This window comes from Bradyrhizobium cytisi (assembly GCF_008123515.1).
Lineage (GTDB): Bacteria > Pseudomonadota > Alphaproteobacteria > Rhizobiales > Xanthobacteraceae > Bradyrhizobium > Bradyrhizobium cytisi.
In genome coordinates, this window is the sequence record NZ_VSSR01000011.1 from 1 (window position 1) to 21,449 (window position 21,449).

General features: G+C 62.4%; 20 protein-coding genes. 6 read left to right on the plus strand and 14 right to left on the minus strand.

The window, feature by feature from the left end; translation table 11 throughout:
- The first annotated feature begins 250 nt into the window (after positions 1-250).
- Positions 251-1,522, plus strand: a complete 1,272-nt coding sequence (locus FXB38_RS05425) for a hypothetical protein (RefSeq protein ID WP_148749744.1) — start codon at positions 251-253, stop codon at positions 1,520-1,522.
- Positions 1,523-1,736: 214 nt separating this feature from the next.
- Here the strand turns inward: FXB38_RS05425 and FXB38_RS05430 are convergent, their stop codons facing one another.
- Positions 1,737-2,048 (minus strand): ArsR/SmtB family transcription factor, encoded by a 312-nt coding sequence (locus FXB38_RS05430; RefSeq protein WP_148749745.1) that lies wholly within the window; start codon positions 2,046-2,048, stop codon positions 1,737-1,739.
- A 94-nt stretch (positions 2,049-2,142) separates the two neighbouring features.
- Here FXB38_RS05430 and FXB38_RS05435 point away from each other — a divergent pair, with 94 nt between their 5' ends.
- The gene (locus FXB38_RS05435; RefSeq protein ID WP_148749746.1) at positions 2,143-2,895 is read left to right on the plus strand and encodes an SDR family NAD(P)-dependent oxidoreductase; all 753 of its coding nucleotides are present in this window, start codon (positions 2,143-2,145) and stop codon (positions 2,893-2,895) included.
- 150 nt (positions 2,896-3,045) lie between these two features.
- On the opposite strand, the gene FXB38_RS05440 is transcribed toward FXB38_RS05435, so the two are convergent.
- Both FXB38_RS05440 and FXB38_RS05445 read right to left on the minus strand, forming a co-directional pair.
- Entirely contained in the window at positions 3,046-3,429 is a 384-nt protein-coding gene (locus FXB38_RS05440; protein ID WP_187434679.1) for a hypothetical protein, read from the minus strand.
- Positions 3,362-3,715 (minus strand): hypothetical protein, encoded by a 354-nt coding sequence (locus FXB38_RS05445; RefSeq protein WP_148749748.1) that lies wholly within the window; start codon positions 3,713-3,715, stop codon positions 3,362-3,364. Before FXB38_RS05445 ends, FXB38_RS05440 begins: the two co-directional genes overlap by 68 nt.
- A gap of 126 nt (positions 3,716-3,841) precedes the next feature.
- Between FXB38_RS05445 and FXB38_RS05450 the strand changes: the two genes are divergently transcribed.
- Positions 3,842-4,405: a nucleoside 2-deoxyribosyltransferase gene (locus tag FXB38_RS05450; RefSeq protein ID WP_148749749.1), complete on the plus strand. Its 564-nt coding sequence runs from the start codon at positions 3,842-3,844 to the stop codon at positions 4,403-4,405.
- Positions 4,406-4,493: 88 nt separating this feature from the next.
- Here the strand turns inward: FXB38_RS05450 and FXB38_RS05455 are convergent, their stop codons facing one another.
- From FXB38_RS05455 to FXB38_RS05475, 5 genes are all read right to left on the minus strand, one after another.
- A complete protein-coding gene (locus FXB38_RS05455) occupies positions 4,494-5,531 on the minus strand; it encodes a thermonuclease family protein (protein WP_148749750.1) in 1,038 nt (345 codons plus the stop codon).
- 213 nt (positions 5,532-5,744) lie between these two features.
- Positions 5,745-6,299 carry a hypothetical protein gene (locus FXB38_RS05460; RefSeq protein WP_246229689.1) on the minus strand — a complete coding sequence of 185 codons (555 nt, stop codon included), beginning with the start codon at positions 6,297-6,299 and terminating at the stop codon, positions 5,745-5,747.
- Between the two features lie 11 nt (positions 6,300-6,310).
- Complete coding sequence (locus FXB38_RS05465; protein ID WP_148749751.1) at positions 6,311-6,520, minus strand: hypothetical protein; 210 nt, start codon at positions 6,518-6,520, stop codon at positions 6,311-6,313.
- Positions 6,521-6,646: 126 nt separating this feature from the next.
- Positions 6,647-8,032: an MATE family efflux transporter gene (locus FXB38_RS05470; protein WP_430640159.1), complete on the minus strand. Its 1,386-nt coding sequence runs from the start codon at positions 8,030-8,032 to the stop codon at positions 6,647-6,649.
- Positions 8,033-8,070: 38 nt separating this feature from the next.
- Positions 8,071-8,571 carry a hypothetical protein gene (locus FXB38_RS05475; RefSeq protein WP_148749752.1) on the minus strand — a complete coding sequence of 167 codons (501 nt, stop codon included), beginning with the start codon at positions 8,569-8,571 and terminating at the stop codon, positions 8,071-8,073.
- 306 nt (positions 8,572-8,877) lie between these two features.
- Between FXB38_RS05475 and FXB38_RS05480 the strand changes: the two genes are divergently transcribed.
- The 3 genes from FXB38_RS05480 to FXB38_RS05490 all read left to right on the plus strand — a co-directional run bounded on the left by FXB38_RS05480 (position 8,878) and on the right by FXB38_RS05490 (position 13,903).
- Positions 8,878-11,925 (plus strand): ATP-binding protein, encoded by a 3,048-nt coding sequence (locus tag FXB38_RS05480; protein ID WP_148749753.1) that lies wholly within the window; start codon positions 8,878-8,880, stop codon positions 11,923-11,925.
- A gap of 274 nt (positions 11,926-12,199) precedes the next feature.
- On the plus strand, positions 12,200-13,402 hold the full coding sequence (locus FXB38_RS05485) for an OpgC domain-containing protein (RefSeq protein WP_148749754.1): 1,203 nt from the start codon (positions 12,200-12,202) through the stop codon (positions 13,400-13,402).
- 12 nt (positions 13,403-13,414) lie between these two features.
- Positions 13,415-13,903: a DUF2059 domain-containing protein gene (locus FXB38_RS05490; protein ID WP_148749755.1), complete on the plus strand. Its 489-nt coding sequence runs from the start codon at positions 13,415-13,417 to the stop codon at positions 13,901-13,903.
- Positions 13,904-13,914: 11 nt separating this feature from the next.
- On the opposite strand, the gene FXB38_RS05495 is transcribed toward FXB38_RS05490, so the two are convergent.
- From FXB38_RS05495 to FXB38_RS05520, 6 genes are all read right to left on the minus strand, one after another.
- Positions 13,915-15,411, minus strand: coding sequence for a sugar ABC transporter ATP-binding protein (locus tag FXB38_RS05495; RefSeq protein ID WP_148749756.1), 1,497 nt, complete (start codon positions 15,409-15,411; stop codon positions 13,915-13,917).
- Entirely contained in the window at positions 15,408-16,505 is a 1,098-nt protein-coding gene (locus tag FXB38_RS05500) for an SMP-30/gluconolactonase/LRE family protein (RefSeq protein WP_187434680.1), read from the minus strand. The genes FXB38_RS05495 and FXB38_RS05500 overlap by 4 nt, the downstream gene beginning before the upstream one ends.
- Positions 16,502-18,625 (minus strand): ABC transporter permease, encoded by a 2,124-nt coding sequence (locus tag FXB38_RS05505; RefSeq protein WP_148749758.1) that lies wholly within the window; start codon positions 18,623-18,625, stop codon positions 16,502-16,504. Before FXB38_RS05505 ends, FXB38_RS05500 begins: the two co-directional genes overlap by 4 nt.
- Positions 18,626-18,704: 79 nt before the next feature.
- Positions 18,705-19,721 carry a sugar ABC transporter substrate-binding protein gene (locus tag FXB38_RS05510; protein ID WP_148749759.1) on the minus strand — a complete coding sequence of 339 codons (1,017 nt, stop codon included), beginning with the start codon at positions 19,719-19,721 and terminating at the stop codon, positions 18,705-18,707.
- Between the two features lie 40 nt (positions 19,722-19,761).
- Positions 19,762-20,733: an ABC transporter permease gene (locus tag FXB38_RS05515; RefSeq protein WP_148749760.1), complete on the minus strand. Its 972-nt coding sequence runs from the start codon at positions 20,731-20,733 to the stop codon at positions 19,762-19,764.
- A gap of 40 nt (positions 20,734-20,773) precedes the next feature.
- Positions 20,774-21,196, minus strand: coding sequence for a hypothetical protein (locus tag FXB38_RS05520; RefSeq protein WP_246229693.1), 423 nt, complete (start codon positions 21,194-21,196; stop codon positions 20,774-20,776).
- Positions 21,197-21,449 lie beyond the last annotated feature (253 nt).

Here is a 21,449-nt window from a genome sequence, read left to right on the forward strand (position 1 = left end):
ATGATCTTCAGTGCACTTAATATTTTTTTACCGGATTAAATGCACTGTCACTGTAACCGCACCGTAACCCGAAGTTTTCGGCTGTTACCCTATCGTTGCTATCTATTGCGCTATTTGCGGCCGTGGGTGTAAAATCTCTCTATGCACACCGCGCTTTGGACGATTGTTGGAATTCTCATTGTGGGGGGCGCCCTTCTTCTGCTGTTAAGGGTCTTTTTGGATCGATACTTCCGCCCAATGATGATAACTAATGCGGGCGATCCTCCTCGTCGCGACCGCCGTTGCGACATGCATATCCCTTTACTGCGTAGGCGCCACATTCGGATATTTCCACCAACCTATTCCGGGTATTGAGGTCTCGCCTAAGGCCAGCTTGCTGGCTTTCATCGCAGCGCCGTCTTTCGCAGTCTTTGCCACTTATATCCTGCGACGTGCACCGTTCTCGTTCGGCTACGTGTGTTCGATCTATTTCCTTTGCATCGTCGTCGGGTATCTATGGATTAACCCATTCTCAAGGCTACCATACGACCACCAGGCAGCACTTGTTTCCGCCTTCTTGTCCGGCGCCGCTCTTCTTGTTGTGTTGGTGACATCGAGCCGTCTGCGCTTGGCTCGCTTTCAGCTTCGCCCGTCGTTCACAGAGCTTCTTCCCTATGCGCTCCTTGTGATTGGAGCCGTCACGGTTGGGGCCGCGCTACGTTATAACTTTCATCTAGTTGGCTTGGCGGATATCTATCAGTTCCGCGATAGCATCGATTTCCCAATGCCGCTCAGGTACGCAAACGGGATTGTGCAATCGACCCTTCTGCCGTTCGCATTCGCTTGCTTTGTAGAGCGCCGCCGGGCTTTACCATCAATCGCAGCACTCGTCCTGATGGCGGCGTTCTATCCGGCAACCCTTTCCAAATTTGCAGCCTTCGCGCCGTTCTGGTTGCTGTTTTTGCTAGCACTTCAGCGATTTTCAAAGCCAGAGAACGCGGTCATACTTTCAGTCCTTCTGCCGCTCGTTGTCGGTCTGGCAAGCCTAGCGGTCGAATCGGGCCTGCACCACGGAGTTTATCGCGTCTTCGGGCTGATCAATTTCCGGATGTTCGGCGTCACCTCGATCTCAATGGAGGTCTACAACGCCTTCTTCTACAGCCACGCTCCGACGCATTTTTGTCAGATCGGCTTTGTCCGGTCTCTCATCGGCTGCCCCTACGATCCGCAGCTCGGCGTCGAGCTTGCAAGGGCGTACGAACTCGGAAACTTCAATGCCTCTCTCCTATCAACCGAAGGGATTGCATCGGTCGGCACGGAATGGGCGCCCCTCACCGTACTAGCATCCGGCGCTATCCTCGCATTCGGGAGCGCGATGGCGTCGCATCTGCCGGCGCGGTTCGTTCTTCTCTCTTCCGGCATTGTGGTTCAGCAAATCATAAACGTGCCACTATCAACGGCGCTGCTCTCTCACGGCGCCGCATTGCTGTTCCTGCTCTGGTGGTTGACGCCCAAAATGGTCCCGCTAGACAATCCGCAGTAGCCTATTTGCGATGATCGTAGGCTGCGCTAGGGAAACTGGCGTGCTCGGAGTTACCGTGTTACGGTGACAGTGCACTCAATACGCGTCAAATTTCGGTGACAGTGCACTTAACTCTCGTGCCGGATTAGGTGCGCCGTAATCTGCCACCGCAATCGAGCCGCGTGGAAACGTCAGCGACGCTCTCCCGCAAATCTGCTGACGTGAGCGAATGTCCTCAGTCCGGAAAGCTCAAGATCATTTTGAGCAGTTTGGGAAACCGCGCATTGATGTCCTCTTCGCGCAAAACGTTGCGGTGCTGGACGCCTTGCTTCGAGGTCCGGATCAGGCCAGCCTCCCGCAGGATCCGGAAATGGTGCGACAGCGTCGACTTCGCCATGTCAGGGCAAGGCGCCGCCTCGGTGCACGACATGCAATCGTTTTGCGCCGCAAGGCTTTTGACGATGCGCAGCCGCATCGGATCCGCGAGGGCTCCAAGCACCCCGGCCAAGGTAATCTCGTCCCGCGATGGGTGAACGAACTGCGCCATGCCTAAAATATAGCGCCTCCCTTGAACTCATTCAATAGTTCACTAGTATTGAACTATTGAATGTCGGCTGACGGCCGGATCGAGGAGAACTGCGATGACCAAGAGACTTGAAGGAAAAGTTGCGCTCGTGACCGGCGCATCCAAAGGCATCGGTGCCGAAATCGCCGCCCGGCTCGCGGCGGAGGGGGCCGCGGTCGCTGTCAATTACAGCGCCAGCAAGCAGGGCGCCGACCGCGTGGTTGCCGCCATCGCCGCCAAGGGTGGTAAAGCCGTCGCCGTCCAGGGCAACCTGGCCGACGCCAACGCCGTGAAAAGCGTGGTCGCGGAGACGGTGAAGGCGTTCGGTGCGATCGACATCCTCGTCAACAACGCGGGCATTTACGAATTCGCCCCGCTCGAGGCCATCACGCCTGAGCATTTCCACCGGCAATTCGATCTCAATGTGCTTGGCCTGCTGCTGGTCTCGGCTGAAGCGGCCAGGCATTTCAACCCCAATGGCGGAAGTATCATCAACATCAGTTCAGGCGTGTCGACGATTGCGCCGGCGAATACGGCCGTTTACACGGCGACCAAGGCCTCGGTGGATGCGATCTCGTCCGTGCTGGCCAAGGAACTTGCGCCGCGCAAGATCCGCGTCAACGCCGTCAATCCGGGCATGATCGCCACCGAAGGCGTGGTCTCCGCCGGCCTGCACGAGGGCGACATGCGCAACTGGATCGAATCCACCACGCCGCTTGGCCGCATCGGCAAGGTTGAGGAGATCGCCGCCGCGGTGGCCTTCTTCGCTTCGGACGACGCGTCCTACGTCACGGGCGAGACCCTTCACGTCACCGGCGGCCTTCGCTGACGCGCAAGGTGCTTTGGCGGTCCGACGTCGCTGAAGGCCAGGTTCGGACGTCACAGCTTCCGATGAGAAAATGGCCCGCTTCGCGCGGGCCATTTTTGTCTGGTGCGACTGCTAACTGGTGCCAACAGCGCGTCCTGCTGTCCCGCAGGATCAAGGAAACAGGAATTCCCGGCCCTGAATGTAGTCCACCGTGGTGCGTATCAGCGCAAAGGCGAACACTGCAGCCGCGAGCGCTCCCTCGGACAGGCCGGTGGCGAGAGGACACAGGGCAGCGCCGAGGCAGATGAGGCCTAGCCCCAAGTTTATCACGGTCCACGTCACATACGCGCTCAGCTTGGCGCCGCCCAGTCCCAGAGAGTGACTCTTGATTCCATCGAAAATCAGCACGCAGACATCGAACACAAGCATTGATCCCATCCACAGATAGAAATTGTCCGGGGATGTTTGAGCGGTCGGATTCGGCGGCTTAACGTCGTGCGGAATGGGCACCGACTGAGCTATTTTGACGAAAAAGATCGCCGTAATGAGCAACATGTAGATGTCCCACACGTAGGCGGCGTGTCCCCAAAATCCCGCCGGTCGGCGATGCAGGTATTTGATGTCGAGCGAGCGATCTCCGCCGTGAAAGATCGGGACAGCCGTCACGAAGAAGGCGGCCGAACAGCCAGAACGAGGTGTCCAGCGGAAAGCTGATGAATTTTCCAGGAAACAGATTGCTGCAGGCGACCGTGATCGAAACGCCGACGATAATCTGATAAGCGCGTTTGAAGTGATCGACCAGGCGGCTACGCTCTTGCGCTGCTACGGCTTCGTCAGTCATTCCGGTCTCCATTTCGGTGATGCGATGCGCGGTGGCCGATTCGTGCTGTGTTCAATTTTGTGTTTCTTGACGAGGCAACCAAGCGTATCGTCGTTGCAGTCAATCAACTCGATGAATCGATTCTCCATGCCGAAAGTCTATCTAGCCGGTCCAGATGTCTTCTTACCCGACGCCATCGAGATTGGCCGGCAAAAGAAGCTGCTATGCTCCAGATACGGGTTAGAGGGTCTATTTCCTTTCGATAATGAAATTACGACGAGCGAGAGTGGGCAGCGCGTCGATCGTCTCATCTACCGTGCGAACGAAGCGATGATGCGGAACGCTGATCTGGGCATCTTCAATCTGACTCCCTTTCGAGGACCGAGTGCCGATGCTGGAACTGTCTTCGAACTCGGTCTGATGGTCGGCCTCGGCAAGCGCGTGTTCGGTTACACGAATGATGCCTCGGACTATGCTCATCGCGTGTCGACGTCGGCCGCAACCGGCCTACAGACGCGTCCATTGCAGGATGCCCATGGCATGACGGTCGAGAATTTCGGTAACTCCGACAATCTCATGATCGAATGGTCCGTGGTCGAGCATGGCGGCTTTCCCATTGTTCGGAATCCGGTGAAAGCGTCCAATCCCTTCGACGATCTCTCGGGATTCGAGAGATGCGTGCGTCTGGCGTCTGAAGCCCTTCTCAAATAGAAGTCTAATCATAGTACAACTACGGCGTTAGTGTGCCAATAGCGACGTAGAAAAATTTGCGGAGGGATTGGGACGCAGTCGAGCCCCCTCAAAACCCCGCAATCACCTTCCCGTCCGCCCCAACCAGCGTCGACGGCGCTTCGCCGAACACCAACCCATCCGGCTGAAACTTGATCTTCGTCCCACCCTCGACGAAGTCGGCAAAATTGCGCGGCGTCGCCGAGTGCACCCCGTTCGCCAGGAAGTCGTCGATTGCGTAGCAGGTGTCCGGCTTGCCGCCGGATCCTTCGGCCAGAAATTTCTGGAAGTTCTGGCTCGTGACCGTCGCCTTCTTGCGCGCCGCCCAGTTGGTCTGGCGGCGGTAGAGCTTTGGCAGGATCACGGGGCCCTTATCCGTCGCGAGCACGTCGGTCTCGTTCTTTTTCGGCTCGCGCAGGTCGAAGTCGAAGGCGGGAATGGTCTTGGCGAGGGCCTTCCAGACCGGCAGCTTCTTGGTGCGCGCGATCTTGGTGAGCGCGAGGAAGGCCCTGATCTCGTCGTCGTTCATCGAGGAGTAGAACGTCGGATAGGCAAAGCCCTGCTCGACCAGCCAGTGGTTGATATCGACCGCCTTGTTCGCGACCGTCACCTCGATGTCGCCGACCAGCCTTCCATAGGTGTCGAACACTTCGTTCGGCGCATCGACATGGGTAAACACCCGGCAGGCGAGCGTCGCCTCGCCGGTGTTGCTGAGGAAATCATGCAGCGCCTTGCTTGAGGTCGCGCCGAGGAGCTGCCGGTAGGGGTGCGTGACCTCGTGATAGGCCTTCCGCTTGGCGTCGGTCAGGCCCTTCTTCTCGGCGGGCGAGAGCGGCGACGGCTGGTAGTGCAGCTCGGGCGCGTCGATGCCCTGCAGGCGGATGGTGAGCTTGCCGTTCTTGATCGGCGCCGTCGCGGTCCTGCCCTTGACCTTGGCATTGTCGAAGACGTGGGTCGGCTGGAACGGCGAAGAATCGTTCTTGAGGAAACGGATGGCATCGGGGGCGACGTTCACGACGACCTTGGTGGTGTCGGCGTCCGACCGCCCCTCCGGCCAGAACTGGCTGACCTCAATCGTGCCTTCGACCTCGAGCAATCCAACCGGCATCGGCCGCACCTCCTCATGAGCCCCCGGTCGCATGGCGACTCGCACGCAATGAGACGGAGCGGACCATCTTCATGCGACAGGCCCATGACGGGAGGAGGGACGGAGACACACCGCCGCAGGGCTGGTTTGCTGTGCTTCCAACCTACGCAACAAAAAGCGCGAGCCGGCAAAGTGCCGGCCCGCGCCGTTCAGATCAGATGATGCAGTTGCGATCTAGCCCAAGCTCAGCCTTTCGCCGGCTTCTACAGACCGAGTATCGTCAGTTCGAGCATCGTGCGCCGGCTTGTACGGACAGACCATCGTCAGGTGGAGCAGCGTGGGCGTCTTGCTGTCTCCCTCGTACTCCCATTCCAGCCGGATCTCATGCGTGTTCGCGCCCGGGTCGGTCGCCTCGTGCGTGATGATGTTGGTCTTCATCGGAATCGGCGGCTCCGAATTGAAGCATTTCCGGACGCAGGCATCGAGCAACGCGCATCGGGTCAGCGGAACGACATCGGGCTCGTCCCTGGATAGCGGGGTGGTGTTCGGCTGGGCCGCGAGATCGACGCGCACCCGCCCCTTCTCCTTGTGCCAGTACTTCGCGCTGCCCTGCGGCCACTTCGAGGCCGGCGTCAGAATCAGGTGGTACTGGCCGTATTCCAGAGTCGGCAGATCGATGTGGGCCGATGCCTTGAGCTTGGCCACACTCTTTTTCATGTTCGCCAGAGGGTAGTAATTGCTGTTCATCAGGTTTCTGAATGAAGCCGTGGTGTAAGGTCTTGAGCCCATCGCCTTTTCCCTCAATATGTCTTTAGTTTAGCCCCGCGAAACTTGCCGACGGGAACGAGTGTCCGGCGGCCAACGATTTGAAGCTCAGCTTCGCACGGCGTTGGAACGATACCACCTGAGAGTGAATTGTCCAGAATCGTCTCGATGTCGATCTGGTTCGTGACCTTGAGGCTAGCACCGTTCTTCTTCATGTTCTCGAGAGGATCGTAGTTGCCGTGCATCAGGGCCCTTTTCGCGCTGGTCTTCGTAGATTCCAGCCGTCGTTGCTTCCCGGTCTGCTTGACCCGACGTATCGAGCGCATCGTTCGGAACGAATGTCGTCAATGAACGCAACCAAAAGAGATTTCCTAGGTTGCGCTGGACACCACCGGTTTCTTGCGTGGTCCCCAGCGCGTGAGCGCAACGGCGACGCCGGAGAGAATGCCGAGCGCGATCATTGACGTTGCGTTCAGCGCGAAGAAGCTCGTGGCTGCTGCCGACTGCGCCGCGAGCCACCAGCCGCCGGCGACGATGGTGATGAGCCGTGCCGTCTGTGCCAGCACCGGCCCCACCACATTGCCGGCGCCCTGCGAGGAAAAATACATGGCCGAGGCAAGTCCGCTGAAGGCGTAGAACGGCGCCACCATCGTCAGATATTGGCGGCTCGCGTCGCGTGCTCCGGCATCATCCGTGAACAGGCTGACCCAAGGACCGGGGACGGCCGCGATCGCGCTTGCGAGCGCGCCGATCGCGATGAGAGCCACGAGGCCCGTCGTCCAGGCGACACGACGGGCGCGCGCGATGCGCCCGGCCCCGATCGCCAGGCCGATCATGGGCACCGCGCCAACGGCGACGGAGAAGGCGATGGTCGCCAGCACGTATTCGAGGCGTGCGCCGATACCATAAGCCGCGAGGACCGTGGTGCCGAACACCGCCAGCATATGCGTGAAGATGAGGTTCGTCAGTGTATTTTGCAGCGGAGAGAAGCAGGCGACCACGCCGACTTTGAGGATGTCGGCAAACAACGCCCACTCCACGCGAAGCCCATGCAGCCGGGGAACGATGCGGCCCCGGCCGGAGAACAGATACCAGCTCATCACGGCGATATTGACCGAATAAGCGATCAACGATCCCGTCGCAACACCCGGCATTCCGAACTGCGGCACCGGGCCGAGACCAAGACCCAGCGTTCCGCCAAGGATGATCTGCAAGATCGCGGAATTGACGATCATCAGCGATGGCAATTTCATGTTGCCGGTGCCGCGTAGGACGCCGGCCAGAATATTGACCAGCCAAGTGAGCACGGCTCCGCCGAAGTACACCTGGCTGTAGGCGACTGCCTGCGCCAGCACGTCACCCCTGCCGCCGAGCAACTCCAGCAGTTGCCGGCCACCGATCAGCATGCCAAGCATGAAAACTAGGCCGAAGAAGACCGCAATCAGGAGCGCGTGCGTGGCGAGGCTCTCTGCCCGGTCGCGGTCACCGGCGCCGAGCGCGCGGGCAATGGCCGACGAGACGCCGCCGCCCATCGCCGCGCCGGACATGCTCATGGTCAGCATCACGCAGGGAAACACCAGCGCCATTGCCGCCAGCGCTTCGATCCCGAGTTTCCCAATGTAGGAGGTTTCCGCGATCGCAACCAAGGTGCCGGCCGAAAACGCGAACGCGTTCGGCCAGGCGAGCGAGAGCAGCGTGCGCAGGATCGGGCCATCGAGCAGGGGATTCGCAGCTGGGCGAGGGGGCGGCGACAACAGACCTTCCTTCTTGTCGACCTGTTGGCGCCGACCGGTGGTCAGGCCTTCGCCGGCTTGTGCGGACAGACCATCGTCAGGTTGAGCAGCGTGGGCGTCTTGCTGCTGTCCTCGTACTCCCACTCCAGCCTGATCTCGTGCCGGTCGGCGTTGCGGTCGGACGCCTCGTGCGTGATGATGTTGGTCTTCATCGGAATCGGCGGCTCCGAATTGAAGCATTTGCGGACGCAGGCATCGAGCAGCGCGACGCGGGTCAGCGGAACGACGTTGGGCTCGTCCTTGGACACCGGCGTGGTGTTCGGCTGGTTGGCGAGATCGACGCGGGCGCGGCCCTTCTCCTTGTGCCAGTGCTTTGCGCTTCCTTGCGGCCATTTGCTCTTTGGGACCAGGATCAAATGATACTGGCCGTATTCCAGGGTCGGCAGGTGAATGTTTTCTGACGCTTTGAGCTTTTTGACGCTCTTCTTCATGTTCTCCAAAGGAAAGTAATTCGCATTCATCAGGTCCTTAAATGGCCGGCCCGTATAAACTCGCATACCCATATGTTTGCCCCTCAATGAGTCCCTTGGCTTCCCCGGGAATATGCCGCTCTGCGAAACTTGCCGGCTGCGACGAGAGCCTGGCAGCCCACGATTCGCAGCCTCTTTTTTCCGCGCGACATTCGCGAGGCTACCACCAGAGACTGTGAATCGTCCAGATCACCAACCGCTTTGGCAGCACTCCGCCGGGGATGGATCGTCTGCCCTGCTAGTAGGCGTTGCTAAGCAAGGTTCGATAAGCGATCTTGGCGCGATCCGCGCGCGGGGGCCCGATCGACAGTGCCTTTGGAATCACTTGAGAGCACGGGAATGCATTGCGCTGCATGTCGGTCGCCGATCGACCCAGGCGGGAGCCGGTGCCCCAAATGCGGCGCGGCCGTCCGGCGGTCGGATCCCGACAGCGAACGGCGGTTCGTCACGATTCTTCGTGCTGACGTCATCGACTCCACGGGTCTTGTTGCTGAATTGGATCCGGAGGCGGCGGTCTCGCGCCTGGAGCCGGCGCTGGCCGCCATGCGCGGCGCGATCCGGCAGTTCGGCGGCATCGTCAGCAAGGAGCTGGGCGACGGGCTTGCCGCGGTGTTCGGTGCCCCGATCGCGGACGACAACCATGCGCCGCTGGCGTGCCATGCCGCGATCGAGCTGGTCCGGCGCGTCGCCAGCCTCGGTGATCCCGCCCTTCAGGTTCGGGTCGGCCTGCACTCCGGCCACGTCGTTGCCTACATGGTCGCCAGCGAATTCTCCAAGGTCTACGAGATCGGCGGCGCCGCTCAGCATCTGGCCGCGCGGCTGGAGCAGGAGGCAGAGGCGAACCAGATCTACGTTTCGGAAGCCTGCCAGAATCTCGCCGACGGGCATGTCCGGTTCGAATCTCTCGGCGGCAAATCGCTGCGCGGCTTCAGCCAGCCCGTGCCGGTCTACCGGATCGTCAGTGCCAGCGATCTCTCGAGCTGGCGGGTCCGGCGCGCCCGCAGCGCCTCCCGATTTGTCGATCGTACCACGGAGCGGGCCCTGCTGGACCGCGCGGCCGGGCAGGCCAGGGCCAGCCGGCAGACAGTCCTGCTGCTCGGCGATGCCGGCATCGGCAAATCCCGGCTGGCGCACGAGTTCGCCCAGAAGCTCAGGGGAGAGGGCTGGCGGCTGATCGACGCCGAGTGCAGCCCGAATCTCCAGGGAGCTCCATTCAGCACGCTCAAGCGAATCCTGCTGTCGGCCATCGACGCAGCCGCAAGGGACCCCGGCAATCCCGGCGATCCCCTGAAGGACTTGCCTGCGATCCAGCAGAGTGCCCTCGACGCGGTGCTCGATGTAGCGATCGCGAACCCGCAATGGGACGAGCTCGAGCCTCACGCCCGCGGACGCGTGATCTCCGATGCGAGCTGCGCCGTCATCCAGAGCCTGGCCGGTCGCCAGCCGACGATCCTGCTTTTGGAGGATCTGCACTGGATCGACCGGGCCAGCGACGTCGTCGTCGCCGCCATTGCCTCGCTGGCGGTGCCCGATCTCCTGGTGCTGCTCACCTCCCGCCCGAACGGCATGCCGGTCTGGATCGCGCGCTGCCATGCCGAGATCGTCGCGATGCGGCCGCTCGACGACGATTCGGGGCTGGAGATGCTGTCCGACATGCTCGGATCGTCCGAGACCAACGCCGATCTGAAGAGCCGGATCATCTCCCATACGGCCAACGTGCCCCTGTTCATCGAGGAGGTCTGCCGCGGTCTGAAGGACAGCGGCACCTTGCGCGGCGAGTGGGGCGACCTCGCTCTGGTGCGCCCGATCGACGAGCTCGGTATTCCCACCAGCATTCAGGGCGTGATCGCGGCACGCCTCGACCGCGTGTCGAAGCAGGAACGGTCCGTCTTGCAGGTCGCGGCGGCGCTGGGGGCGCGGTCGAGCGAGGCCACGCTGCGGAAGATTGCGATCCTGCCCGAAGATGCCCTGCGCGGCTGCCTCGTCTCGCTAGATCGCACCGAGCTGCTGGTTCGGATCGACAGCGAATTGGAGGATTCGCTGGAGTTCCGCCACGAGATGGTTCGCCAGGTCACCTACGATTCGATGGTCGACAAGGTGCGCGAGGACATCCACGCCCGCATTCTGGCTGCACTGGAAGGCAGCGGGGCTGAGGATTCCGACAAGCTCTGCTATCACGCCACGCGGGCCAAGGATTGGGACAAAGCTTTCCACTACGGCCTGGCCTCCGCGCAGAAATGTCTGGCGCGGTCCGCGTTTACCGACGCCGCGGACTATTTCGAGACCGCGATGCGATCGCTGGACATGACCCCGGAAAATCCCGCGCGGGAAGCCAAGGCCGTGGACATCCGCATCGAAGCGCGCGCGGCGTTCATCGGGTCCGGCCATGTTTCCGAATGGCTGAACCTCGGCAAGGAAGCCGAGCGTCGCGCCGATGCAATCAACGACATCGGGCGGAAGGTGGCGGCCATGACGGTCATGGCGGCGGCGCAGAATTTCTATGGCACGCCGGCCGAAGCGATCAGGCTCAACGAGGAAGTCGTGAGCCTCGCAGAGCGTTCGGACAGCTCCGGCTGGCTCAACGCCGCGCAATACGGTCTCGGTCAGGTTTACTTCCTCGCCGGCCGCTATCGCGAGGCGGACGGTTTGTTCGCACGAGCCCGCGCCCAATTGATGGGGCCGGAGGCGAGTGCGCCCTTCGGGACGACAGCGAAATACGCGTTGCTGCTTTGCTGCATGATGGGCAGCATCAACCACACCGTCATGGACGAGATTGATGCCGCGGAACGGCTTCAGCGACACGCCGACGCGATCGCGGAGGAAACCAGCCGCCCCTATGACCGCGTTGCCGCCGCCTATAGCGGCGGCTGGCTGATGCTTGGCCGGGGCGATCCGGCAGCGGCCGCGTCCATTCTCGAAGGCGGTTTTGTGCTGGCGCAAAAACACGGCATCCGGCTGTTCGTGCCGGTGCTCGCCTGCCATCTCGGCATCGCCTATCTGGAGCAGGGGCTGTTCGACCGGGCGCGCGGCATGCTGGCCGAGGCGCGCGAAGAGGCGCGCAGCGTCGGCTATACCTCGGCGGTGCTGCGCTCCTCGATCTACCTCGCGCTGGCGACCAACCGGCTCGGCGATGTCCAGGCGGCCCAGAACATGCTGCGCGAGGCGCGCAACACCGCGCGCCAGCAGGGCTTCTCCGGCCTCGAGGCCGAGGCCCTGCTCGGCGAGGCCGTGGTGACGCCGCCGTCGAGCGCGGAGAACCGGACCATCATCCTGGCAGCGTTGCGCGCCGCGATCGCGATCGCCTCCCAAAGCGGCGCCATGCCGCTGCTGCTGAAGGCCGAGGCGATGCTGAACGGCATGCTCGCCGAGGACGATCGGCTGACCTGATTCCGGGGCGCGCGACGCAGGCGGGTTTTGCCGGACGGGTCAGATAAGTTTCGTAGGCAATCCAAGGACTTAGCTACTGTGCATGGGGTTGTTTTCGCAAGCTTTGTGGCAGGTGGCCCGCGGGAGTGATGACAGAGGCCCTTGCGCGGACGCCAAGGTCGGCTACCGTCGGGGTTCTGGTCACCGGGTCAGGTGACGATTTGATTGATCTATTTTAGCATCCGAATTCATCGGCGCCGCGACGGCGCGACGCCCACCGGACGAGGCGGGGGCCATGATCATTCGCGACCAGTCAGCACTGTTGGCGCCGGTCGAGCGCGACTTGCGGCTCGACCTCTTCCGCGGCATCGGCCTGTGGATGATCTTCCTCGATCACATCCCGCACGACGTCGTGGCCTGGCTGACCTTGCGCAATTACGGCTTCAGCGACGCCGCCGAGTTCTTCGTCTTCATCTCCGGCTATCTTGTCGGCTGGATCTACGGGCCGATCGTCGCCGGCGGCTGGTTCCTCGCCGCGCTGAAGCGGCTGTGGCGGCGCGCGGCGGAAATGTATGTCGCCCACATCATGCTGTTCCTGCTGTTCACGGCGCAGATCGCCCGCACCGCCCGCCGCTTCGACAATCCGATGTACGAGCACGAGTTCAACGTCTTCAATTTCCTGGCGCATCCGGACGAGCTGATCGGGCAGGCGATCCTCTTGAAATACAAGCCGGTCAATCTCGACGTGCTGCCGCTCTACATCACGCTGGTGTTCGCCGCGCCCTTCATCGTCTGGTGCCTGGTGCGCCGGCCGAGCCTGACGCTTGCGGCGTCCGTGTTGCTCTATGTGTTGTCGCGCTGGCTCGACTGGAACGTCGCCTCCTATCCGCCCGGCACGACCTGGTATTTCAATCCGTTCTGCTGGCAGCTGATGTTCGTGTTCGCCGCCTGGTGCGGCATCGGCCAGATCGACAAGATCGGCGAATGGGTGTGGTCGAGGACCGCGATGGCACTGGCCGCGGCGTGGCTCGTCTTCGCCCTCCTGATCGTGATGACGTGGCACGTCCACGCGCTCGAGGCCATGATCCCGAAATGGATGATCAAGGCGATCTACCCGATCGACAAGACCGATCTCGACATGCTGCGCTTCACGCATTTCCTGGCGCTGGCGCTCTGGGTGACGCATTTCGTCTCGCGCAAATGGAAGGCGCTGCACACGGCGTGGCTGCGTCCCGTCATTCTCTGCGGCCAGCATTCGCTGCCGATTTTCTGCCTCGGCGTCTTCCTGTCGTTCTCCGCACACTGGATCCTGACGCAATACACCAAGGGCGTCTGGGAGCAGCTCGCGGTCTCGCTCCTCGGCATCGTCATCATGGTCGGCGCCGCCTGGCTGCTCGATCGCGCCGAGCGGGTGCCGAACCTGTTCGTGAAAGTGACCGACGTTGAGGAGCCCGAGACGGCCGTCGAGATCGCACCGGCCCCCAATGCGAGCCGCTGAGTGGAGAGATCCATGTCCAGACGTTGGTTGACGATCGCCGGCATTCTCCTGCTCCTCGCCGGCGGCGCATGGGCCGACACGCCGTCGCCCGAGGCGATGAATGCGGCGCGTAAGCTCGTGGTCACGCTGAAGATAGGAGATCAGTATCGCGCGCTGCTGCCGCAGCTCCTGCTCAAGCTGCGGCCGGTGGTGGCGCAGGACAGGCCGGAGATCGAGCGGGACTATGACGCGATGACGGCGCCGGGCGCGGAGATCTACGCCCCGTTCCTCGCCTCGATGGTCGACCGGATCGCCGCCGTCTATGCCGCAAGCTTCACCCTGGACGAGCTGCACCAGATCGAGGCGTTCTACGCCCAGCCGGCCGGACAAAAGCTGCTGGCGCAATCCGATGCGCTGGCGCAGGCGAATGCGCAGATCGGCCAGGACGTCAGCCAGAAGGCCGCCGACGAGTTGAAGCAGCGCCTGATCGAGGCGCTGCGCCAGAAGGGGCACAAGCTGTAGAAGCCGCGTCTCTAGTGAATGGCCGCGTACATGATCTTCTCCTCCGTCGCTTCCAGCGCGGAGAATTCCTCCACCACCTTGCCCTGGCGCGAGACCAGGATCCGGTCGGACAGCGCCATGATCTCGGGCAAATAGGATGAGATCACCACGACCGCCTTGCCCTCGTCGGCGAGCCGGTTGATTAGCTCGTGGATCTCGACGATGGCGCCGACGTCGACGCCGCGGGTGGGCTCGTCGAAGATGATCAAGTCGGGCTCCTGCACCAGCGATTTTGCGATCACGACCTTCTGCTGATTGCCGCCGGACAGCTCGACCACCTTGCCGTCGTCGCCGATGGCGCGAACCCTGAGCTTCTCGATCCAGGTCTTACCGACCGCATCGTTTTCCCGCCGCGACAGCATCATGCGGCCTCGCGGAAACTTCGACAGCAGGCCGAGATAGATGTTGCGCGCGATCGAGGACGTCTCGAAGAAACCCTCGACCTTGCGGTCCTCGGTGACATAGGCGATGCCGGCCTTGACCGCCGGTGCCGGCACCCGGTAGCGCACCGGCTGGTCGTGCAGCAGGATCTCGCCGCCGTGGAAGAAGTCGCGCTTGAGTACGCCCGCGACGATCTTGAAGGTCTCAGTGCGGCCCGCGCCGACGAGGCCGAACACGCCGGTGATCTGGCCCGCAAATACCGATAGAGAGTTGTTCTTCACCATCGGCGCCATCTTCAAATTCTGCACCGTGAGCACGCGCGCGCCCGCCGGCCGCACGCTGCTTTTCCGCGCGCCATAGAGCGTGTTGGAGAGGTCGCGTCCGACCATGGCCTGCACGATCGCCGCGCGGTCGAACTTGGCGACATCGTCGGTCACGACATGCTTGCCGTCGCGCAGCACCGTGATGCGGTCGGCGAGCAGCAGCGCTTCTTCCAGGGCGTGCGAGATGAAGACGATCGAGACGCCGCGCTTCTTGAGATCGCGGACCAGGTCGAAGAAGTATTTCTTCTCCTCCGGCGTCAGGGATGCGGTCGGCTCGTCGAAGATGATGACCTTGGCGCGGTGCAGGACCGCTCGCGCGATCTCGACCATCTGCTTCTTGGCCGCGCCAAGACCGCCGACGGTCGCGGTCGGCGTGACGTCGAAATTGAGCGATTGCAGGAATTGCTGCGCGGCGATGTAGATGCCGCGCAGGCGGTTGTAAAATTTCTCCTGCCCAAGAAACAGATTCTGCGCGACCGTCATGGTCGGCACCAGGCTGTTCTCCTGGAACACCATGGCGATGCCGAGATTGCGCGCCTCCAGCGGCGTCTTCGGTGCGACATCGGCGCCGTCGATCGTCATGGTCCCCGAGGTCAGCATCACCACGCCCGCCATCACCTTGGTCAGGGTTGACTTGCCCGCGCCATTCTCGCCGACCAGCGCGTGGATCTCGCCGCGGCGGAGCTCGAAGTCGACCCCGTCGATGGCCGGCACGCCGGCGTAGAGTTTTGTCGCCTTGCGCAGCGAGAGTGCGATGTCGCTCATGGGCGAAACTCCTCGGCAAGGCCAGCAAGGGGCAGTCGCAGGACCCGGCCGGGCCCCTTGGCGATCAGGACGAGATCGTCGCCCATCTCGATGGCCGCGACGATGCCGTGGTGGATGCCGTCGACCCTGCTATGCAGCGAGTAGAGCGGCTGGCCGTCCGCATCGAGACGGATGACGAGGCCATAGGAGCGCGGCGGCGCCCATGGCTTGATCACGCCCATGGTTTTGATGTGCGCGCCTTGCATCGGCTCCTTGAATGAACGTCCGGAGCGCAGGCGCGGCGCAACCCAATAGGCCGGATCGATCTCGGCCATCATGCGGCGCCGGTAACTGGGCTCGCGCAACACGAACTCGACGAGCTGGGTCCGTGCGGTGAAGGCGGTGAGCCAATAGCCGCCGCCCGAGGCCTTCGACAGCCGCGACGGATAGACGGGGAGGTGAGCGAGCACGACCTTTGGCGATGCGCCTGGCGAGACGAGAACGAGGCGATGGCGCCAGCTCTCGCTGACCAGCATGGCGTTGCCGTGAGCGCAGGCGCCGAAGGCATAGCCGAACCCCTGCGCCAATCGTGTCACGGCCTTGCTGCCGGGATCGAGCTTGAACACGCGGCCGGTCCGATTGAGCTCCAGGAGGTCACGTGCCCAATCGTCGATGCCGCATGTCGTCGAGCCGTCCGTTGCAATGAGCGTGTCGTCGTCCGCGAGCGCCAGCGCATTGACGGCGTTGAATGCGGCATCGGTGAACGTCACGCTCGGTTGCTCGGCCGAGGGGCTTGCGTACACACGCACCTCGCGTCCCTCGAGTGCGACGGCAAGGCCGCCGCCAGGAAGTGCACAGAGCGCCGATATCGGCTGCTCGAAACTGCGCACCTCCGATGCCGTGCCGCCGTTCAGGCACATCAGCCGCTGGCCGTCGGCGATGAAGAGGTTGCTTCCGTCGGTGGCGAGATCTTCCGGCGCCTCGCATGTCAGCAAGGTCTCGGCCGATTCCAGCCTCTGGTTCGGCTTCAATGCGCCGTCTAAGGACGGCACTGTGATGGTGGCCTCGCCGCGCCCTAGAAAACGGTTGGCGAAGTCTCTGACGGCAGCGATCACGACTGCTTTCCCCACCGCTTGTCATACTGGACGAAGTTCGGATCGGCGTTTTCGAGCTTGTAGCGACCGATCCTGTTGTTGAGGATGCCGCCCAGATAGAGATAGCCGCGATGCTCGCGCATCGAGGTGATCATCGGATGGTTCTCGCCGTGCAGGTCCCAGAACGATTCGACGATCTTGCCCTGCTCGTTGAACTTGACCACGCAGCCGGTGTTGATGTTGGGGAACAGCCATTCGTCGACCGGCACGCGCTTGGCCATGCGACGGCGGAAGCCCGGCATCTTCCAGGCGAGGTCGAGCGAGGGGCTGCGCATGCCGACCAGCGCCAGCCAGTAATTGCCGTCGGAGGCGAGGTTGATGTTGTCGGGGTAGCCCGGCAGATTGTCCATCACCATCTCGACCGCGCCCTTCTTGGGGCCCGCGAACCAGTAGCGCTTGATCGAGCAGCCGAACGTCTCGGCGAACAGGATCGACTGGCCGTCGCTGGCAACGCAGATGCCGTTGGGGAATTTGAGGCCGCGCAGCTCGGTGCGTGTCGTGCCGGTCTTGGTGTCGTAGGAGATGATGCGGCCGTTGCCGCGCGCTTCCAGGCCGTCGATCGGCCACTCGTCCATCTCGTAACGTACCGTTGCTTCGGAGAAGAAGATCAAGCCGTCGTCGGTGATGTCGAGGTCGTCGGCGAGCCGCAGGCGGCTATCGTCGTTGACCGAGCGCATGCTGCGGTTGGTCTCGTCGGTCGCCTTTTCCACGGAGCCGTCAGGCTTGATGCGATAGAGCCCCATGCCGCCGATACAGACATAGAGATTGTCCTCGCGGTCGAAGGCCATGCCGAGCGGTTGGCCGCCGATATGGGCGAACACCTCCATTGTCTGATAGTCGGGCGCGAGGAAGCGCATGATGTCGCCGTGGCGTGAGCCGGCATAGAGATTGTCGTGGCGATCGAGGATAACGTCTTCCGGCGCCTCGATGCGGCCGAGGCCGATCGCCTCGACGTCACGCAGCTTGTCGTTCTGCTCGAAGGGCCCGCCTTGCCCGATTTCGGTCGGTGGCGGCGGTGGCAGTTCGTGATAAGTCGGCGCGACATAGACCTTGCTGATGATGCGGGTCCGGTTCTTCTGCCAGCGGATGTCGACCATCGCGGCGACGAGCAGGATGCCGGCGAGCGCCATACGGTTGACGCCGCCGCGCGCGTTCATGGTTGTGAGACCGTTGGTGATCAGGAGCACGATCAGCACCCCGACCGCAGATTTGGCGACGGAGCCCTTGCCGCCACCGAGCGTGATGCCGCCGAGCACGGTCGCGGTTAGCACGATCACCTCCAGGCCGACGCCGATGTCACCGCCGACCGTGCCGAGCCGGGAGGCGAAGAACAGCGCGCCAATGCTGGTCAGCACACCGCTTGCGACGTAGCAGAGCGCGATCGTCCGGCGAACCGGAATGCCTGAATTATACGCCGAACGGCGTGAGCCGCCGATCGCGGTGATGTGCCAGCCCGGCCGCAGCCGCGTCATGAAGATGTGGCCGAAGATCGCGATGACGATATAGGCCAGTGCGACGGTCGGAATACCGAAGACAGAACCGGCGCCGATGAAATCCCAGGACGGGATGTCGGGGAAGGCCGAGGCGATCGCGTTGGAGTAGCGCTGGATCAGAAGATCGTAGGCCGAGCGATAGATGATCAGCGTGATGAGCGTGGTGATGAAAGCGCGTAGCCGCAGATACCCGACCAGGATGCCGTTGACGGCGCCGAGCGTCGCGCCGCAGAGCAGCGTCGCGACCACCACCGCCGGAACCGGCCAGCCCAGCACGTCGAGCAGATAGAGCGCGCAGAAATCGGTCAATGCGAAGATCGAGCCGACGGAAAGATCGATGCCGCCGACGATGACGACCAGCGCAAGCCCAAGCGCGATAAAGCCGATCTCTCCGGCCTGGCGCGCGGTGTCGGCGAGGCTCGCCGGCGACAGGAAGTTGTCGATGGACCGGCTGAACGCGAAGCCGACGATCAGGAGAAGGATGACCGGGATGGCTGTCTCGGTCCATCGCTTGGACAGGATTTCACCAAGCAGATGATCCGGCCAGTAGCGGTAACGCAGGCTCGTCAGGGTGTCGCGCATCGGCATTCCAGCGGGGCGTGGACAATGGTGGGAGCGAAGTCCCCGAGACAGGCATGGCCTCGGGGACTTCGAGCGTCGGGGCGGACTATTTCTTGAGATCGCTGAGATTCCAGCAGGCCGTCTGGCTGTCGGCGTTCTCCTTGGTGATCGGAATCAGCGTGGTGTATTCCGAGCCCTTGATCGAGCCGGGCTTCGCGCCCGATGACAGCAGCCATTTGATTGTGCCGGCCATCTGCGCCGCCTGGGTCGGCACGTCGTAGCTCATGTTGAGATCGAACGCGCCGGACTTGACCAGCTCGCAAGCGCCCTTGCGCTCGCCGCCGCCTGAGGTCGCGAGAAACACCTTGCCGGTGAGGCCCGCTTCCTTGACCGCGGCTGCGGTGCCGATATCCATGCCGTCCCAGAAGCCGACGATGCCGCAGAGGTCGGGATTCTGCTTCAGCACCGTTTGCGTGATCGCCTTGGCCTTGGCGGCGTCCCAATCGGCGGCCTGGCTCGACACCACCTTGATCTCGGGATGCTTGGCCAGGACGTTCTCGACGCCTTTGAGAGTATAGGCGCTCGCGGCGGCCGACAGCGCGCCCTGGATGATCGCGATCTTGTTCGACTTGCCCTCGCAAGCCTTGACCACGCCTTCAGTCTGGCGTTCGCCGATCTCGACCCAGTTGGCGCCGACGAACGCCGAGCTCCGATAGGCCGAGCCCATGTTGATCTGGATGACGTAGATGCCTTCATTCTCGGCGCGCTGCAGCAGCTTGGCGTAGGTCTGCACGTCCGGATTATGCACCACCATCACCGCCGGCTTTTCGGAGATCAGCGACGTGACGGCTTGCGCGCCGGCATTGGTGTTCCAGTTGGCGTCGCGGATCACGAACTTGACGCCGAACGGCTCAAGCTCCTTTTTCAGCCCGGCATACCAACCCTCTGTGAGGTCGAAGTTCATCGCCACCGGCACATAGGCCACGGTCTTGCCGGCGAGCGCTTCCTTGAATGGCTTCTGGAACGGCTCGTCCAGGCCCTGCTGGGCCTGAGCCGGTGCGGTCATTGCCGCGAGAGTCAGTGCGGCGAGCGCTGCCTTTGTCGGATTGCCAAGATGTTTCATTGCTTCCTCCTTGGTTATGGTTGTCGTTCTTGTCGGTCGTTCAGATGTCGCCTTGCTGTGCCGTTTCTTCGTTGCGCGGATTCAGGAAAGAGTCCGTGATGACGGCGAGCAGCAGGACCACGCCTTTAATGAGATTTTGCCCGGCGTAGGAGATGTCCATGATGGTCATGCCATTGAGCATGGTGCCGATCAGGAGCGTGCCGATGATGACGTTCAGCACGCCGCCACGCCCGCCTGAGAGCCCGATGCCGCCCAGCACGACGACCAGGATCACGTCGTAGATCAGCGTCGAGTTGAAGATGCGGGTCGGCATCGAATTGACGGAGGCCGCCAGCACGAGGCCGGCAAAGCAGCCGATCAGGGCGGTGATCACATATTGCAGGACAATGATCGGGCGGGAGGGAATGCCGGTCACGCGCGCGGCGTAAGGGTTGTCACCGATCGCATAGATATAAGCGCCCCAGCGGGTTTGCCGCAGCAGGAATGCGACCACGATGCAGGCGATCGCGAACATCCAGATCGAGGTCGGGATGCCGAGAACGGTGCCCTGTCCGAGACGTTCGAATCCGTTCATGCCCGGGCTCCATTGCACGACGTCGAGCTGGAACAGCGCGGCTTGTCCCAGCCCGGCGAGCAACAGACCCGTTGCCAGCGTCGCAAACAGCGAGGGCACCTCGGCATAGGCGATCAGCCAGCCATTGACGAGGCCGAAGGCGATCGTGAGCAGCACGGCAGTCAGAAGCGAGGTCGGCAGCGAATGGCCGTTCTGCACCATCTGAAGTACGAGCCCCGGGGGCACGGCGAGGGCCGCGATCAGCGAGATGTCGATGCCGCGGCCGATCACGACGATCGCCATGGCGAGGCCGAGGATGCCGAGCACTGCCACGTTCTGGAGCAGCGTCAGCATATTGTCCGCGGTCAGGAAGCCGTTGAGGAAGATCGAGAACACGAGGAACAGCAGCGCGAAGACGGCGAAGACGATCTCCTGCTGGTTGACCCGAAAGCGCTTCATCCCGTATTGCCTTTCTTCGACGTCGGCCTCTGTGGGTCAGTTATGACGATCGGGTCTCTGTGCGATAGGTCTGTGGGAGCGGTGTCGGGCCTTCCGTGAGTGCCCTCACCTGGGCCTGGTCGTCGGAGCCGATCGAGATGTGGACCAGCGTATTCAGTCTGGCGTCTTTGTCGACGAGAATGTCTGCCGCGATGTCAGGATCGAAGATGCGATCGATCTCGGTTCGGACTTTCTCCTGCACAGCGAGGTGGCGAAGCGCGGGCTTGAAGATCTTGCCAACTGCGGTGACCGGGAGGGTCTCGAGCAGCACGATGCGCTTCGGCCGGTCGGGATGCAGCTGCGCCGTAGCTTCGAAGAGATCATGCAGATTGCGGGAAGAGATGGGCGAGTTGTAGGGCCGCCCTTCCAGCGCCTCGATGTCGGCGATGGTTTGGACCGGCTGGCTGAATCGCGTCGTGGTCAACGAGGGCGCTCTCACGGCCACCGCCATCCAGGCGGCACGGCGGGTTGTGCAGCAGCTGATCTGTCCTGATGCAAGCGAACGCTTCCTGCCTATCTCATTGACCGATTCTTGTTCTTCATAGGCCACACGCCCGGACCCGGCTTGCTCCGGAGCGCAAAGCTTTTGCTTGTCCGCGCAAACCGGTCTTGCGTGTAGGCGGCGGCCATCCAAAATCTCGGCGCCGGACGAGCTTGTGCGATGCACAAACGACGTT

What these genes read in the sequence shown, in the direction of transcription:
- FXB38_RS05440 (WP_187434679.1), bottom strand. Translation starts at nt 3,429, where the DNA reads ATGTTGCTCATTACGGCGATCTTTTTCGTCAAAATAGCTCAGTCGGTG.
- FXB38_RS05450 (WP_148749749.1), top strand. Translation starts at nt 3,842, where the DNA reads ATGCCGAAAGTCTATCTAGCCGGTCCAGATGTCTTCTTACCCGACGCC.
- FXB38_RS05495 (WP_148749756.1), bottom strand. Translation starts at nt 15,411, where the DNA reads ATGAGCGACATCGCACTCTCGCTGCGCAAGGCGACAAAACTCTACGCC.
- FXB38_RS05515 (WP_148749760.1), bottom strand. Translation starts at nt 20,733, where the DNA reads ATGAAGCGCTTTCGGGTCAACCAGCAGGAGATCGTCTTCGCCGTCTTC.
- FXB38_RS05480 (WP_148749753.1), top strand. Translation starts at nt 8,878, where the DNA reads ATGCATTGCGCTGCATGTCGGTCGCCGATCGACCCAGGCGGGAGCCGG.
- FXB38_RS05465 (WP_148749751.1), bottom strand. Translation starts at nt 6,520, where the DNA reads ATGCACGGCAACTACGATCCTCTCGAGAACATGAAGAAGAACGGTGCT.
- FXB38_RS05445 (WP_148749748.1), bottom strand. Translation starts at nt 3,715, where the DNA reads ATGACTGACGAAGCCGTAGCAGCGCAAGAGCGTAGCCGCCTGGTCGAT.
- FXB38_RS05505 (WP_148749758.1), bottom strand. Translation starts at nt 18,625, where the DNA reads ATGCCGATGCGCGACACCCTGACGAGCCTGCGTTACCGCTACTGGCCG.
- FXB38_RS05455 (WP_148749750.1), bottom strand. Translation starts at nt 5,531, where the DNA reads ATGCCGGTTGGATTGCTCGAGGTCGAAGGCACGATTGAGGTCAGCCAG.
- FXB38_RS05475 (WP_148749752.1), bottom strand. Translation starts at nt 8,571, where the DNA reads ATGGGTATGCGAGTTTATACGGGCCGGCCATTTAAGGACCTGATGAAT.
- FXB38_RS05430 (WP_148749745.1), bottom strand. Translation starts at nt 2,048, where the DNA reads ATGGCGCAGTTCGTTCACCCATCGCGGGACGAGATTACCTTGGCCGGG.
- FXB38_RS05460 (WP_246229689.1), bottom strand. Translation starts at nt 6,299, where the DNA reads ATGGGCTCAAGACCTTACACCACGGCTTCATTCAGAAACCTGATGAAC.
- FXB38_RS05510 (WP_148749759.1), bottom strand. Translation starts at nt 19,721, where the DNA reads ATGAAACATCTTGGCAATCCGACAAAGGCAGCGCTCGCCGCACTGACT.
- FXB38_RS05485 (WP_148749754.1), top strand. Translation starts at nt 12,200, where the DNA reads ATGATCATTCGCGACCAGTCAGCACTGTTGGCGCCGGTCGAGCGCGAC.
- FXB38_RS05490 (WP_148749755.1), top strand. Translation starts at nt 13,415, where the DNA reads ATGTCCAGACGTTGGTTGACGATCGCCGGCATTCTCCTGCTCCTCGCC.
- FXB38_RS05435 (WP_148749746.1), top strand. Translation starts at nt 2,143, where the DNA reads ATGACCAAGAGACTTGAAGGAAAAGTTGCGCTCGTGACCGGCGCATCC.
- FXB38_RS05425 (WP_148749744.1), top strand. Translation starts at nt 251, where the DNA reads ATGCGGGCGATCCTCCTCGTCGCGACCGCCGTTGCGACATGCATATCC.